Raw genomic sequence first — 14,050 nt, 5'->3', positions numbered from 1 at the left:
TCCAGATGTGTACGGTACATCGAAATATGTTTAGGTGCAGCTAAGAACTGTCACGCAGCACTACTGGGCCACAGCGTTAGAGATTGTTGATCTATTTACCAAACAATCCTTGAAGACGAATCAAGGACAAGATGTTTGGAAGAGTTTCTTTATAGATATGGGCGCTATTTTTGAGATTATTGATAGTATCCATTTGTTTGACTCACTGTCGGATCAAGAACAGTTTAATAAGTTGTATGAAGCGATATTACATGAAAAAAAACCGGCTAAGAAAAGAAGAATCTTAGACTGTTGTAAGCGCATTGTTAATTCATGTAAAAACCTCGATATTTCCGACAAGCTGGTTGCTTTTACTGGCTCACTCAAGGTAATTGATGAAAGGCTTGATCAAGAGCCTGTTGATGGATATGTACTGTTAGAAGTTGATATGAAAAAGTCGATGGTATCATCAACCCTTTTTGAAGAGCACGATGGTGAAAACGCAGCGAAGGTATATATTGCGGCAGAAAAAAATGCTGCTGTTCATGATCATCTCGTTGTAGCGCTAGTATATAGTAACGCTGTTGGTGGGGTAAAAGCCGCTTACCCAAACTATTTTGCAGATTCAACGGTATTTGTAAAATACTTAGCTTATATCCGAAGAATTTATAGCGTGTCCAATGATGATAAGAGCTTTGGTACAGGATTAATGAGAAAGCTATTTGGAATAAAATAATGACAAGTCGCGTCCAAATGATTATCGACACGCTAAAATCCAATCCAGATAAGAAGTTAACTGCTCGTGAGTTGGCGAAGATGTTTTTGGAACGCTATCCCAATGAACTCGCAGACAAGCGCTTGAACCCTAGGTATGACAAAGAAGAGAAGCTGATTGCACAACTGGCGGCTGAGGTTGGAGGAGAGCGAACAGAACGTGCAAAACTGTCATGTCCAAATATTGTGACTAGAGAATACCACATTGAACATATCGCCTGTTAATCACTTTAACCAAATTACCCAATCAACGTGGGAGTCACTAAATCAATCTCAGTCGACGCTGCTTGATTGGCATTTTCTTAATGATTTGGAAATAGCGGGGTGTGTCAGTGAGGGAGCTGGCTGGACACCACATCATTTGCTGTTGGGGGATAATGAAGGTGTATTGCCATCTTATTTAAAAACGCATTCATGGGGCGAGTTTGTTTTTGATTGGAACTGGGCTGAGGCTTATGAGCGCTATGGGGTTGAGTATTATCCCAAGTTGGTGACAGCTATTCCGTTTACACCCATTTCAAGCGATAAGCTGGTGAGTCAGTCGTTGTCCCAATCATCGATTGTTGAATCGGTTATTACGCATTGTAAATCACAGGGTATTCACAGCTGGCATATGCTTTTTTGTCAGCCAATGGATAATACACATCCTGATTTATTTGAACGTCATACGGTGCAATTTCATTGGTTTAACCGTGGATATAATTCGTTCGATGAGTTTCTATTAACGTTTACCGCAAGGCAGCGTAAAAATGTGCGAAAAGAGCGCCAATCGGTTGTTAATCAAGGTATCGAGATAAAACATTATCGCGGGAATGAGGTCACGCCTGAGTTACTAGATTACTTTTTCGAGGCCTACCAGTCGTCATATCATAAGCGAGAGCATCAGCCCCATTTAAACCGTGGTTTCTTTGAGTTCTTTATAGAGCATCTTCCCGATAAAATTCTGCTTATGATGGCGAGCCGTGACGATGAATTTGTGGCGAGTGCATTTTATATTGTTGATGATAATGCACTATATGGCCGATATTGGGGCTGTAGAGAAGAAGTAAATAACCTGCATTTCGAACTCTGTTATTACCAAGGTATTGAGTATTGCATTACGCACAACTTGGCGGTGTTTAATCCCGGCGCACAGGGCGAACATAAGATAAAGCGAGGATTTGAACCTGTTACCACTTATTCTTATCATTGGATCGCACATGAGGGTTTTCGTGATGCTATTGGTGATTATTGCAAAGAAGAACGTGAACAGTTAGCGCATTACAAAGAACAATGTAAATCTCTGTTACCTTTTAAGCAAACGCCATAGCTGAAGGCAAGCTTAAAATTATTAGGGTAATTATTAGGGTCATAATTATTAGGGTCAGAGTAATTATTAGGGTCATAATTATTAGGGTCAGAGTAAAATTAAAGAATAACTTCTAATTATTAGGGTCAGAGTAAAATTAAAGAATAACTTCTAGATTTCCAGTGATTAAATCACGCTCTATTTCTACTGGACTGGATAACCCTAAAAACTCAGTTACTTTTGGCTCTATTTCGATTGTTGAAGTCGCATTGTACATTGAAAAGTTATCAGCATTGTCTGCATATTCTTGAGTTTCATCACCTGAGAAAAAACACTAGCCGTTATCATTCTCATCAATTGGCTCTTCTCTATAAAAGTAGCAAATTGGCTTTCCTAACTTTGTGATTTCATGACTAGCAATAACATAACCTACGTTCATTTTTACTCACTTCTTTATTCAAAACTATTGGGGTGAAAGTAAAATTAAAGAATAACTAACCATTAAAGTCAAAGCTTTAGATTATATATACGTTGGATTGAGAATTTTGAGAAAACTTAAAATAAATGGTGGCCCCTCCGTGACTCGAACACGGGACCTACCGATTATGAGTCGGGTGCTCTAACCAACTGAGCTAAGGGGCCATTTAAATGCTAAACAGATTTGTTTAAGCGGCGGTAAGTATAAGCATTTATTTTTAAAACGTCACGTGATTGACTGTTATTTTTCACTAAATGGTTATTTATTCTCCATTCATTCGTTTGAGACTCCTTTTCGACTCACTTTCCATTCTTTTTCGATGCTGATTTATTTGTTGAGTCTCGTAAAAATGCCGTTGTTGATAGCGGCATTTTTTATTGGGGTGTGCTTTGAGAGTTATGCATCAAGATTACGTTCGCTTGGAATGTCAGATAGGTATTGCACTAGTTCAACTTCGTAGCCGTTAGGGTCGAGAAAGTAGATGTTTTTGCGGTGCGTGTCTTCGCGTAGTGGAATTTTAATCTCAAAACCTGCCGCTTGTAAGCGTGTGGTTGCGGCGTCTATATTGGCGGTGCTAAAGGCGAAGTGGCTAAGACCTAATGCATTGGTTTCTAGGTCGCGGTTAGTGCCTGTGCCGTTGTCATTAAAGCTAATGAATTGGTAATCGTCGCCAAAGTGCACCCAGTTGCGCGGTACGCCATACCAATCTCCTTGACCGCTGCTGCGTACTTTCCAATGTGGCGCGATAGCTTGGTAGAATTTGATAGTTTCGTCGATGTCTCTTACGACTAGGTTTAGGTGCTCTAACGTTAACATAAGTATCTCCTTGATAAGTCTTTTTTATCTTGCTCGTTGATTCGATGGAGTTACTTTAAGTCCTCAAGTTAGGTTGAGGTAAAGGGGGTGATAATCGTTGTTTTGAATGGTAGTGATAGGTTTTTTCTATCGCTGAATTTTCTATGTTTTATGTTCTATGTTGTAGAAAAAGTAAAGCCGCTACATCTTGCGAGGTAGCGGCTTTCAATTAAGTGATTGTTAGCGAGTGGATTACTCGTCTAAGAAGCTCTTAAGTTGTTCTGAGCGAGAAGGGTGACGCAGTTTACGTAGTGCTTTCGCTTCGATTTGACGAATACGTTCACGGGTTACGTCGAACTGTTTACCAACTTCTTCTAACGTGTGGTCAGTATTCATGTCGATACCGAAACGCATACGTAGTACTTTTGCTTCACGAGCTGTTAGACCAGCTAGTACATCGTTAGTGGCTAGTTTTAGGCCTTCAGATGTTGCTGACTGTAGCGGCAGCTCAAGCGTTGTATCTTCAATGAAGTCACCTAGGTGCGAATCGTCGTCATCGCCGATTGGTGTTTCCATTGAGATTGGCTCTTTAGCAATCTTAAGTACTTTACGGATTTTGTCTTCTGGCATTTGCATGCGTTCAGCTAACTCTTCCGGTTGTGGCTCACGACCCATTTCTTGTAGCATTTGACGAGAAATACGGTTCAGTTTGTTGATTGTCTCGATCATGTGTACTGGAATACGAATAGTACGCGCTTGGTCAGCGATTGAACGAGTGATTGCTTGACGGATCCACCATGTTGCATAAGTCGAGAATTTGTAACCACGACGGTATTCAAATTTATCAACAGCTTTCATTAGACCGATGTTACCTTCTTGAATTAAATCAAGAAATTGTAAACCACGGTTGGTGTATTTCTTAGCAATCGAAATTACAAGACGTAAGTTAGCTTCAACCATTTCTTTCTTAGCACGACGTGCTTTTGCTTCACCAATAGACATGCGACGGTTGATGTCTTTGATTGAGGCGATAGTTAGGTCAGTTTCTTGCTCAATGTCTTTTAATTTGTTGATGGCACGTAGGATATCGCGTTCGTTATCTTCTAGTGCTTGTACGTATGGTTCGCCAGATTTAAGTGCGTCCATTAACCATGTTTTGTCAGACTCGTTGCCTGGGAAAACTTTGGTAAATTCGCGTTTTGGCATTTTAGCGCGGTTAACGGCGAACTTTAGGATTAGACGTTCTTGAACACGGATGCGATCCATCACGTCACGCATGTTTTTAACCATGCGGTCGAATTGTTTTGGTACTAGGCGGAATTCACGAAAAACTTCGCTTAGTGCACTTGTTGCTTTGATAGTGTCGGCGTGATCGCGACCCTTGTTGTTAGCAAGTTCTTTAACTTTTTCAAAAGCAGTGCGAAGGCCACCAAATTTCTCGGCAGCTTCTACCGGATCTGGGCCTGTATCAACTTCTTCTTCGTCTTCATCATCGTCGTCTGAATCTTTAGAGTCATCACTTTGCTGTTCTTCTGTTAGCGCAGAACCAATGTGAGACGCACCAGGGACGAAGTTATCGTCTTCATCTGGGTCGATGAAGTTGGTGATGATGTCGCTTAGACGCATTTCTTCCGCTTCGTACTTGTCGTATTGATCAAGTAGTGAAGCAATAGCTGCTGGATAATCAGAAACCGAAGTTTGAACTTGTTTGATACCTTCTTCGATACGTTTAGCGATAACAATCTCGCCTTCACGTGTCAGAAGTTCTACAGTACCCATTTCACGCATGTACATACGAACTGGGTCAGTGGTACGACCGATTTCACCTTCTACGGTGGCTAGTACTTGAGCCGCTGCTTCAGCAGCATCTTCATCGGTGCTATTTTCAGACATCATTAGAGTATCTTGATCTGGTGCGTTTTCGAACACCTGAATACCCATATCGTTGATCATCTGGATAATATCTTCAATCTGATCGGAATCGACCATGTCTGCTGGTAAATGGTCATTAACCTCGGCATAGGTTAAATAACCTTGCTCTTTACCTTTGGCAACTAGAAGTTTTAGACGAGACTGTGAGGTTTGCTCCATAGATTTTATCCACTTTTAATGCTGACAAAAGAATAGCAACAAAAAGTTGCATAAGGATTAATTATAACTGTTTATAGTGGGTGCCGCTAGCCTAAGTTAGCGCTCATTTGTGATTAATTGCGCATATTCTTTACGCTCGTCGGTGGTCAATCCCTCAACACGGTCTTTGTGGGATAATTGTTCGAGACGTAGTTCTAAATGCTTATTAATTATTTGCACTATGGTGTCGACAAAATGTGACTGTAGATTGTTGTCATCGACGTCGTGTTGCCAGCCTGCAAGTTTGAGTAATGCATTGTATTCAGGCGCATTTCGCCAACGCTCTAGCAGTTGCGGTGCGCTGATTTCAGGATTTTCATGTACCTGATTAATCAGTTGCTGGAGTAAGTCGGTCCCTTTGAGATTGACTTGATCTAGCGATGGCATTCCGGCCAGTGCATTGGCAAGTCGTGGATGTTGAATGAGTAGGCCAATTGCTTGGCGCACTATGCTGCCACGGTTGGCTTTTTTGCGTTGTTTTTTATTGGCGTCTGGTGCTTCAGGCGTAATAAATCGATTAAGCGATTCGCTGTCCATACCAAGGTATTTGGCAAGCTTGTCTTTCATCATTTGTTGGAACACGCCATCGCTAATGCTGTTAACCATTGGCAGTGCAAGGTTCGCTAGTTTTGAACGACCATCTTCACTGTCCATTTGAACTTGGCTTATGAGGTTGTCGAACATAAATTGCGATAGTGGGGTGGCGTTGTCGACGAGTTTGACGAATTCATCGTGGCCGACTTCGCGGATCATTGAATCAGGATCTTCACCATCGGGTAAGAACATGAATTTAATTTGGCGACCGTCTTGCAGCTGTGGCAATGAGTTTTGTAGTGTTCGCCATGCGGCTTCGCGGCCAGCGCGATCGCCGTCGTAACAACAGATAATTTCGCTGGTGTTACGGAACATCAGTTGAATTTGTTCGCTGGTTGTCGAGGTGCCCAGTGAGGCCACACTCCAGCTTACGCCGTGTTGAGCAAGGGCAACCACATCCATGTAACCTTCAACTACAAGTAATCGTTTGAGATCGCGATTGGCTTGCTTGGCTTCATAGAATCCGTATAACTCAAGTCCTTTAGAGAAAATTGGCGTTTCTGGTGAGTTAAGATATTTGGGTGTTGAGTCGTCAAGTACTCGGCCACCAAAGCCAATTACACGACCGCGGCGATCGCGAATAGGGAACATGACACGGTGACGAAAACGATCGTAAACACGGCCTTTTTCGTTTTTAATTAGTACACCAGTATCGAGTAGCTGTGTTTCGCGTTGTGGATCGAACTTGCCACCATTTTTAGTAAACTTTGTTTTAACAACTTCCCAATCATCTGGTGAATAGCCGATACCAAATGTTTTAGCAACGTCGCCGCTCAGACCACGCTTTTTGAGGTATTCGATAACTTCTTCGCTGTTTTTGTTGGTTTTTAGTTGTTGGCGATAGAAGCTAGACACTTGATCCATAAGTTCGTAGTAATCAAGTTTTTGTTGTTTTTCGATGCTGTATTGTTGTGCTGATTTTTGGCGTTCGCCATCTTTGTCACGGGGGACATCTAGATTGTACATGCCAGCGAGTTCTTCGATGGTGTCGACAAAGTCGAGGCGGTCATATTCCATCAAAAATGAAATGACGTTGCCGCTAGCACCACAGCCAAAGCAGTGATAGAACTGTTTTTCTTGGCTTACGTGAAATGAAGGGCTTTTCTCGCCGTGAAATGGACAACAGGCAACATGGCTTTTTCCGGCTTTTTTGAGTTTTACCCGCGAATCAATTAAGTCGACAATATCGGTGCGTGCTATTAAATCGTCTATGAATTGCTGTGGAATTAAACCGGCCATGAAAAATCTATTTATCTCGTTATTGAAACTAAAATGAGTGTACCTTTTTCGCCGTATCAGCAAAAGGGGGGGATGTTTTTATTTTATTAGAAAATTACTGAATGCCAGAAAAAAATAAGCCGCGCAAAAGCACGGCATATTTAACACTAGTTGTGCATTGAAGCACTGGTAAATAGGGTTTAGCTGTTTAACGCAGCTTTAATTAAACCACTAATTTTACCTAAATCAGCACGACCTTGAACCTGTGGCTTGAGTAGGCCCATGACCTTACCCATTTCTTGCATTGAAGAAGCACCTGATTTTTCGATTGCTGCTTTAATCAAAGCGTCTATTTCATCGCTTGTCAGTGGTTTAGGAAGAAACTCTTCAATCACCGTGATTTCTTGCTCTTCGATATCGGCTAGATCTTTACGATCTGCTTCAATGTACTGCTGCGCTGCATCGCGGCGTTGTTTTACCATTTTAACAAGGATAGCTAATACAGCTTCGTCGTCTAAGGTAATTTGCTCGTCGATTTCACGTTGTTTAATAGCAGCCTGACCCATACGGATAGTTTTTAAGCGCAATTTATCTTTATTGCGCATAGAAACTTTCATTTGGTCAGTAAGTTGCTCTTTAAGTGTCATAGTCTTACTAATCCGAATCTAGTGTCTAGTAAAGACGTTTGCGACGTGCATTGTCACGGCTTAGCTTTTTAGCTAGGCGCTTTGAAGCTGCTGCTTTAGCACGCTTACGTTCAGTCGTTGGCTTTTCGTAATGCTCACGACGACGAACTTCAGATAAGATACCTGCTTTTTCGCATGAACGTTTAAAACGACGTAGTGCTACGTCAAATGGTTCGTTTTCTCTAACTTTAACTATTGGCATTTGCCTTTCACCTCGAAGGTTTGTTTCATTAAGCCAATTGCAATATTTTTGCAGGGCCGTCAAATTTGGTGCGCTATTTTAGTCTGAACGATGCTTGCTTGTAAAGAAAGATCATAAGCAAGCTGCAAAATTAATTCGCACAGCGTACAATTGCCCCATATTTATTGAGTTTGAGCCGAGAAAAGATGCGAATTTTAGGAATTGAAACCTCTTGTGATGAGACTGGTGTTGCCATTTATGATGATGAGCAAGGACTGCTAGCACACAAATTATATAGTCAGGTGAAGCTACACGCCGATTATGGCGGTGTTGTTCCTGAGTTGGCGTCTCGCGATCATTCAAGAAAGATCATTGGTTTGATCCGAGAGACACTTGCTGAGGCAAACTGTGCTGAAGATGATATTGATGGTATTGGCTACACGGCAGGCCCAGGCTTGGTTGGCGCGTTATTAGTGGGTGCTTCTGTAGCGCGATCGTTGGCTTATGCATGGGATAAACCAGCGGTTGCTGTGCATCACATGGAAGGCCATTTATTGGCACCAATGCTTGAAGAAAATAAACCTGATTTTCCGTTCTTAGCTTTGTTAGTTTCTGGCGGACACACCCAAATGGTGCGGGTTGACGGCATTGGACAGTACGAAGTTATGGGGGAGTCTATTGATGATGCTGCCGGTGAAGCATTTGATAAAACTGCCAAGTTACTCGGGCTTGATTACCCAGGTGGCCCTCGTTTATCTAAATTAGCAGAATTGGGCGATAGCTCACGCTTTACCTTCCCAAGACCGATGACAAATAAGCCGGGATTGGACTTTTCGTTCAGTGGTTTGAAAACTTTTGCGGCGAATACGATCAACGATCATCGCGAAAATGATCAAATGCCTGACGATCAAACTCAAGCCGATATCGCTCGTGCATTTGAAGATGCAGTTGTGGATACATTGGCGATTAAATGTAAACGCGCTTTAAAAGAAAGCGGCTTAAAACGCTTAGTTGTTGCTGGCGGTGTAAGTGCTAATCGTCATTTGCGTGAGCAACTTGAAGCAATGATGAAATCTCGTGGCGGTGAGGTGTTTTACCCACGTCATGAGTTTTGTGCCGATAATGGTGCGATGATCGCTTATGCGGGAATGCAGCGTTTGAAGGCTGACCAAACCGTTGGATTAGAGATTAGTGCTACACCACGTTGGCCAATGGATCAGCTGCCTGCTGTTTAATGGCATCTAAAAGCTTATCTACTGCGTTGCTCTATTGCCCACATCCTTGTGGAAATCATTCGCGCGCCTTGTCGATTAAACTTTTATCTTGCCATTAAAGTTATACCAATTGCATTAAGTAAGTGATCTTGTTGTGCGTAGAGAAAATCAGCTAAAACAAGGCGCTCGATTGACTAATAGCTGGCTATTAGGATTGAGAGCAACGCCATTTTAGTTAATTTTAACAAGTACAAGTGGGCAAATATTTAATGCAATTGGTATTATTTTGGAAAGGTGTTTGTAAAGGAATTACTCAGTGAAATTATTTATTAAATTAATGTTGGTGCTTGTCATCATCGCTGTTGGTGGCCTGTTTATTCTTAAAAAGCCAGACGGTACACCTTGGTTGAAAGTTGATGATTTTACGCCATCAACTTCACCTCTGGAGAAAGTTACTGAGCAGATTAAAAGTTCATGGAGTGAAGTAGAAAAGATCACAAGTGAGCTTGTTCAAGTAAAACCTGTTGCTAAGAAGTCCGCCGTTTATCGCTGGAAGGGTAGCGATGGAAAGTGGCATATGTCGGACATTCCACCGGCAGACGATACGCCAGTGGAGATTGTTTACATTGAACCCAATGGCAATGTTATTGATTTATCTTCGAATGATTCACAAGCCACTAGCGACAATAAAGCAAGCCATAGCGCAGCAACGATTCCTTTGCCAATGACAACGTCACCACAACAAGCAAAAAAGCTTATTGAAGATGCAAAAAACATTCAGGCGTTGTTAGATAAGCGTGCTGAGAAGTTGCAGGCAGCTGTTGAATAATAAGAGAAGCTAACCGTAGTCAGCGATAGCTCGATTTATTTCTCACTCTTCTTAAACTTCTTCCATACCTTGGGTTCTTTACCCGCTAATAGTCGTCTAATGTTTGGTTGGTGGCGAATAATAATGAGTGCGCAGAGCATGGCAACAGGAATGGTGTATTCAGGTTTGATGTAATAGGTAAATATTGGCGTTAAGAACGCTGCACAGATCGCAGCAAGTGATGAATAGCCTGTTAATAGCAATAATACAAACCAGCAAGCAATGAGATAACCGCCTAGATCGGCACCAATTGGGAAGATGGCACCTAATGCCGTCGCTACGCCTTTGCCGCCTTTAAATTCGAAAAATATTGGGAAGATGTGACCAAGACAGGCTGCTATGGCGATGATGCCTAGTGCAATAGGTGGTAACCCTAAGAAATAGGAACACCACACAGGAATGGTGCCTTTTAGCACATCTGCAACGAGCACTAGTACGGCAGGCGTGGTGCCGCCGATACGTAACATATTAGTCGCCCCAGGGTTATTAGAACCGTGAGTTCTCGGATCGGGAAGTTTGTAGGCACGAGCTACAATGACGGCGCTTGAAAGTGACCCTGCTAAATAAGCCACGATAACCATGAGTAATGTGAGAGGTATCGTCATCTAATTAAGAGTGCCTTTCTCGCGTCGTTGTTGCGGTGGTTTTAGACATTATGGCTGTTTTCCTTTTCAAAATAAGCTATATTAGCGCCGTTCGTTAACAGCCTGTCTTTTGAGCATTAAAGCTAAGTATATGCTGTTAATATAAAAAAAGGTATCCGACCTTTTAGACTCGTTTGAAATATCTAACCTAATTAGAGAATCTCTATGGACATCGTTTTTATTAATCAGTTAACCGTTGAAACAACTATCGGTGCATATGACTGGGAAAAAACTATTAAACAAACACTTAAGATTGATCTTGAGATGGCTTGGGACAATAAAGCGCCTGCGCGCAGCGATGACTTAACCAAAGCACTCGATTATGCCACTGTGTCACAGCGCATTACGAGCTGGCTTGAGAGTCAAAAAATTGAGTTAATTGAAACAGTTGCTGAGCGAATTGCGACAATGTTGATGGACGAATTTGCTATCGAATGGCTTAAGCTGTCAATTCATAAGCCTGATGCAGTTGCGAACGCGGCAGGTGTCGGTGTGCGTATTGAACGTGGAGTAAAGCGCTAATGGCGCGCATATATATTAGCCTAGGCAGTAATATCAATAAGGCACATAACGTGCGTCAAGGTATTGCTGCGATGGGCGAATTTATTAGCGACTTTGCGGTTTCTGACGTGTTTGAAAGTGAATCTGTCGGGTTTGATGGTAGCAACTTTTATAATTTAGTATGCGGTGGTGAAACATCGTTGTCTGTTGATGAAGTATGCCAAACGTTGCGTCAAATAGAAGTAGATAACGGTCGTGATCGCAGTGCGAAAAAATTTAGTTCACGAACGCTCGATTTAGACTTATTAGTGTATGACGCCTTAGTTGTTGAAAAACCTGCCCAGCTACCTCGTCATGAAATTGATAAAAATGCCTTTGTGCTGTGGCCTCTTGCGCAAATTGCTCCGAGTATTGTTCATCCGGTATTAAACCAATCTTATTTATCGTTGTGGGATAACTACGACAAATCTCAACAATCGCTGTGGGCGGTTGAATTCGACTGGCAAGGAATTATTTAATGTCGATTTTAGAAATCTTTATTCTGGCACTTATTCAAGGTTTTACTGAATTTTTGCCGATCTCAAGCTCTGCACATCTTATTTTACCGTCGCAAATTTTAGGCTGGAAAGATCAAGGATTAGCCTTTGATATTGCTGTGCATTTAGGCACGTTACTAGCGGTTGTTATTTATTTCCGTAAAGAAGTATTCAGCTTATTGGGTGCTTGGGGCGGTTCTTTTGCGGGCACTCATAACAGTGAAAGTCGATTAGCATGGTGGATTCTTATTGGCTCTATGCCTGCCGCTCTGTTCGGGTATTTAGCAAAGGATTTTATTGAGTTATATCTGCGCAGCGCGTGGGTGATTGCTGGCACCACAATCGTATTTGGTTTGTTGTTATGGTGGGTTGATGTCAAAGCGAAGCAAGTTAAAGGTGAGTACGAACTGACGCTGTCTAACGCGTTGTTTATAGGTTTTGCTCAAGCACTAGCATTGATTCCAGGCACATCACGATCAGGTATAACGATGACGGCTGGTTTGATGTTGGGCATGACGCGTGAGAGCGCAGCACGTTATTCTTTCTTATTGTCTATTCCAATTATTATTATGAGCGGCGGCTATACAGCATTAGGCTTTTTAGATGATGGCGTGGTGGTTAATTGGAGTGAATTAGGCTACGGCGCAATATTGTCATTTGTTAGTGCGTACGTATGTATAACGTTCTTCCTTAAAGTCATTAGCAAAATGGGTATGTTGCCATTCGTGATCTACCGCTTGTTGTTAGGTGCTGGTTTAATCGCATTTTTAACACTTTAGCGGCAATGCCGAACTGTATTCAGTTCGGCGTTTTATCATCTAAATTCAAGAAATAGCGCAAACTCTCGCTTTAAATAACGCGGGTTTAATCGCTGGGCCGGTAATTCCTTGTTTAATAATATCTTGCACGTTTACGCTACTGGCTTTATTAAAATAATCGAGCATGGTTTGGTACTGTGGATAATCTGCGGTTTCAAAATGTAGGCGACCGCGTGCATCTGCTTCACAAGCAAGTAAGAACTTCTTAAATCTTTCTGGTTTACGCCATGAGTCTGTTTTATCAAATAATTTAATGATGGTGTCTTTACGCATCTCATCACAGCGATGGATTTTACAATGATGGTCGCTCGTCATTAATGCTAAATCTTTATAGGTATTTGGTACACGCAGTCGTTGGCATAGCGCTTCAATTAACGGTAATCCTTTTTGTCCGTGGCCGTGATGAGAAGGCCATAGTTTTGGGTCGGTAACACCTTTGCCCAAATCGTGAATGAGCGCTGCAAAACGTACTTCAGCATCTGCTGTTAATTTTGCCGCTTGCTCTAGCACCATCATTGTGTGGATGCCGCTGTCAATTTCTGGATGCCATTTAGCTGGATTGGGTACACCATATAAGGCATCAAGTTCAGGGAACAGCACAGCTAACGCATCACATTCACGTAGTACTTCAAAAAATACCTGTGGTGATTGAGTGTTTAACGCGCGTTCCATTTCTTGCCAAACGCGCTCGCTGGTGAGGTGATTAAGTTCGCCATTACTAGCAAGTTCTCGCATTAATTCGATAGTTGTAGGGTGAACTGTAAAGCCAAGGTGTGCGAAACGAGCAGCAAATCGAGCAACGCGTAATACACGTAATGGATCTTCGCTAAACGCAGGTGATACGTGGCGTAATATGCGATTGTTAAGATCTTGCTGACCGTTGTGAGGATCGAATAATTCGCCTGAATCGCTTTGCGCGATGGCATTAATGGTAAGGTCACGACGAATTAAATCATCGTCTAAGGTGACGTCTGGCGCGCTATAAACGGTGAATCCAGTATAGCCACTGCCAGATTTTCGCTCAGTGCGGGCTAATGCGTGTTCTTCTTTGGTTTTTGGATGCAGAAATACGGGGAAGTCTTTGCCAACTTGTTGAAATCCATCATCGAGCATTTCTTGTGGGGTCGCGCCTACAACGACCCAGTCTCGATCTTTTACATCAAGTTGTAATAATTGATCGCGAACTGCACCGCCGACTAAATAAATGTTCAAACTCACTCCGAATATTAAATACCGTATAATCACAACGCATTATATTAAAAATTAGCTATTGCCGAAAGGGAGACTGAACTTTATGCTATGGAGCGGATCTGAGAATGAGTTTCAGTTTGTTGTTTAATCGCTAC

Annotated in this window: 16 protein-coding genes and 1 tRNA gene; 8 read left to right on the top strand and 9 right to left on the bottom strand. The window is 42.2% G+C overall.

Annotation, left to right across the window (positions count from 1 at the left end):
* Nucleotides 1-34 precede the first annotated feature (34 nt).
* The 3 genes from ACMAZF_RS17960 to ACMAZF_RS17950 are packed head-to-tail and all read left to right on the top strand — an operon-like array spanning nucleotide 35 to nucleotide 2,062.
* Nucleotides 35-715: a hypothetical protein gene (locus tag ACMAZF_RS17960; RefSeq protein ID WP_435275091.1), complete on the top strand. Its 681-nt coding sequence runs from the start codon at nucleotides 35-37 to the stop codon at nucleotides 713-715.
* Nucleotides 715-978, top strand: a complete 264-nt coding sequence (locus ACMAZF_RS17955; protein ID WP_435275090.1) for a hypothetical protein — start codon at nucleotides 715-717, stop codon at nucleotides 976-978. Before ACMAZF_RS17960 ends, ACMAZF_RS17955 begins: the two co-directional genes overlap by 1 nt.
* Nucleotides 959-2,062 carry a GNAT family N-acetyltransferase gene (locus ACMAZF_RS17950; protein WP_435275089.1) on the top strand — a complete coding sequence of 368 codons (1,104 nt, stop codon included), beginning with the start codon at nucleotides 959-961 and terminating at the stop codon, nucleotides 2,060-2,062. Before ACMAZF_RS17955 ends, ACMAZF_RS17950 begins: the two co-directional genes overlap by 20 nt.
* 136 nt (nucleotides 2,063-2,198) lie before the next feature.
* On the opposite strand, the gene ACMAZF_RS17945 is transcribed toward ACMAZF_RS17950, so the two are convergent.
* The 7 genes from ACMAZF_RS17945 to rpsU form a co-directional block, all read right to left on the bottom strand.
* Complete coding sequence (locus ACMAZF_RS17945) at nucleotides 2,199-2,318, bottom strand: hypothetical protein (protein WP_435275088.1); 120 nt, start codon at nucleotides 2,316-2,318, stop codon at nucleotides 2,199-2,201.
* A 288-nt stretch (nucleotides 2,319-2,606) separates the two neighbouring features.
* A tRNA-Ile gene (locus ACMAZF_RS17940) sits at nucleotides 2,607-2,683 on the bottom strand.
* Nucleotides 2,684-2,915: 232 nt separating this feature from the next.
* On the bottom strand, nucleotides 2,916-3,335 hold the full coding sequence (locus ACMAZF_RS17935; protein ID WP_435275087.1) for a VOC family protein: 420 nt from the start codon (nucleotides 3,333-3,335) through the stop codon (nucleotides 2,916-2,918).
* A gap of 231 nt (nucleotides 3,336-3,566) precedes the next feature.
* Nucleotides 3,567-5,405 carry an RNA polymerase sigma factor RpoD gene (gene rpoD, locus ACMAZF_RS17930; RefSeq protein WP_435275086.1) on the bottom strand — a complete coding sequence of 613 codons (1,839 nt, stop codon included), beginning with the start codon at nucleotides 5,403-5,405 and terminating at the stop codon, nucleotides 3,567-3,569.
* 96 nt (nucleotides 5,406-5,501) lie between these two features.
* Nucleotides 5,502-7,277 carry a DNA primase gene (gene dnaG, locus ACMAZF_RS17925; protein ID WP_435275085.1) on the bottom strand — a complete coding sequence of 592 codons (1,776 nt, stop codon included), beginning with the start codon at nucleotides 7,275-7,277 and terminating at the stop codon, nucleotides 5,502-5,504.
* 179 nt (nucleotides 7,278-7,456) lie between these two features.
* On the bottom strand, nucleotides 7,457-7,903 hold the full coding sequence (locus ACMAZF_RS17920) for a GatB/YqeY domain-containing protein (RefSeq protein ID WP_435275084.1): 447 nt from the start codon (nucleotides 7,901-7,903) through the stop codon (nucleotides 7,457-7,459).
* Nucleotides 7,904-7,928: 25 nt separating this feature from the next.
* Nucleotides 7,929-8,144 carry a 30S ribosomal protein S21 gene (rpsU, locus tag ACMAZF_RS17915; protein ID WP_239439862.1) on the bottom strand — a complete coding sequence of 72 codons (216 nt, stop codon included), beginning with the start codon at nucleotides 8,142-8,144 and terminating at the stop codon, nucleotides 7,929-7,931.
* 185 nt (nucleotides 8,145-8,329) lie between these two features.
* Here rpsU and tsaD point away from each other — a divergent pair, with 185 nt between their 5' ends.
* Nucleotides 8,330-9,358: a tRNA (adenosine(37)-N6)-threonylcarbamoyltransferase complex transferase subunit TsaD gene (tsaD, locus tag ACMAZF_RS17910; protein ID WP_435275083.1), complete on the top strand. Its 1,029-nt coding sequence runs from the start codon at nucleotides 8,330-8,332 to the stop codon at nucleotides 9,356-9,358.
* A gap of 295 nt (nucleotides 9,359-9,653) precedes the next feature.
* On the top strand, nucleotides 9,654-10,166 hold the full coding sequence (locus ACMAZF_RS17905) for a DUF4124 domain-containing protein (protein WP_435275082.1): 513 nt from the start codon (nucleotides 9,654-9,656) through the stop codon (nucleotides 10,164-10,166).
* A 35-nt stretch (nucleotides 10,167-10,201) separates the two neighbouring features.
* On the opposite strand, the gene plsY is transcribed toward ACMAZF_RS17905, so the two are convergent.
* Nucleotides 10,202-10,810: a glycerol-3-phosphate 1-O-acyltransferase PlsY gene (gene plsY / locus ACMAZF_RS17900; RefSeq protein WP_435275081.1), complete on the bottom strand. Its 609-nt coding sequence runs from the start codon at nucleotides 10,808-10,810 to the stop codon at nucleotides 10,202-10,204.
* Between the two features lie 204 nt (nucleotides 10,811-11,014).
* Here plsY and folB point away from each other — a divergent pair, with 204 nt between their 5' ends.
* Genes folB through ACMAZF_RS17885 form a run of 3 tightly spaced genes read left to right on the top strand, consistent with a single transcriptional unit; the run spans nucleotide 11,015 to nucleotide 12,665 of the window.
* Nucleotides 11,015-11,371 carry a dihydroneopterin aldolase gene (folB, locus tag ACMAZF_RS17895; protein WP_435275080.1) on the top strand — a complete coding sequence of 119 codons (357 nt, stop codon included), beginning with the start codon at nucleotides 11,015-11,017 and terminating at the stop codon, nucleotides 11,369-11,371.
* On the top strand, nucleotides 11,371-11,868 hold the full coding sequence (gene folK, locus ACMAZF_RS17890) for a 2-amino-4-hydroxy-6-hydroxymethyldihydropteridine diphosphokinase (protein WP_435275079.1): 498 nt from the start codon (nucleotides 11,371-11,373) through the stop codon (nucleotides 11,866-11,868). The genes folB and folK overlap by 1 nt, the downstream gene beginning before the upstream one ends.
* Nucleotides 11,868-12,665, top strand: coding sequence for an undecaprenyl-diphosphate phosphatase (locus tag ACMAZF_RS17885; RefSeq protein ID WP_435275078.1), 798 nt, complete (start codon nucleotides 11,868-11,870; stop codon nucleotides 12,663-12,665). Before folK ends, ACMAZF_RS17885 begins: the two co-directional genes overlap by 1 nt.
* Nucleotides 12,666-12,710: 45 nt before the next feature.
* Here ACMAZF_RS17885 and ACMAZF_RS17880 read toward each other — a convergent pair whose 3' ends face one another.
* The gene (locus ACMAZF_RS17880; protein WP_435275077.1) at nucleotides 12,711-13,916 is read right to left on the bottom strand and encodes a multifunctional CCA addition/repair protein; all 1,206 of its coding nucleotides are present in this window, start codon (nucleotides 13,914-13,916) and stop codon (nucleotides 12,711-12,713) included.
* Nucleotides 13,917-14,050 lie beyond the last annotated feature (134 nt).

Origin of the sequence: Psychrobium sp. nBUS_13, assembly GCF_051201665.1 — a bacterium.
In the GTDB taxonomy this organism is placed as follows: Bacteria; Pseudomonadota; Gammaproteobacteria; order Enterobacterales; family Psychrobiaceae; genus Psychrobium.
The sequence above is the reverse complement of the archived record's forward strand: the minus strand, read 5'-3'. Positions and strand labels throughout refer to the sequence as shown.